This window comes from Cognatundibacterium curvum, assembly GCF_014284235.1.
GTDB classification, from domain to species: domain Bacteria; phylum Pseudomonadota; class Gammaproteobacteria; order Burkholderiales; family Burkholderiaceae_D; genus Undibacterium; species Undibacterium curvum.
Genome location: NZ_JACOGD010000021.1, coordinates 1 through 550 on the forward strand (window position 1 = coordinate 1; position 550 = coordinate 550).

General features: G+C 57.1%; 1 protein-coding gene. It reads left to right on the top strand.

The genetic code is table 11. The annotated features are described in order from the left end of the window. Positions 1-550 (top strand): AMP-binding protein (locus H8K43_RS18660; RefSeq protein ID WP_186905255.1); only part of this gene is annotated, 550 nt, incomplete at both ends.

The following is a 550-nucleotide window of genomic DNA, read 5'->3' on the forward strand; positions in this document are numbered from 1 at the left end:
GCCTATCTGATCTACACCTCAGGCTCCACCGGCACGCCCAAAGCCGTCGGCGTCAGCCATAGCGCAGCACTCAATCTGACCTACGCGCGCAAAGCTGGCTATGATCCGCTGGTTCCGGGTGACCGCGTACTCGCAATGGCCTCGGTTGCCTTTGACGTCTCATTTGGCCAGTTATTGCTGCCTTTACTCAGCGGCGCCACCGTCGTCATTTGCCCACCACTGCGCAGCCTTGATGCAAAAGCGTTTTGGCAGCTGATACGCAGCCAGCAGATCACCCATGTCAATGCCGTGCCTGCCTTCTTTGATGCTGTTGTTGAAGAAGGCAGCCAGATCCAATGTAGCCTCAAACGCCTGATCGTCGGTGGCGAAGCCTTTAAACGCAGCCTCGCTCGTAAGCTCAGAAACGCCTTACCAGGCACCGACATCATCAATGTTTATGGTCCGACCGAAACCACGATAGACGCCAGTACCTGGCAACTGCCGCCAGCTGAGTCAGAAGCGATAGCACAACTGCCCGCCATCCTGCCCATCGGTCAGCCACTGGCAAACT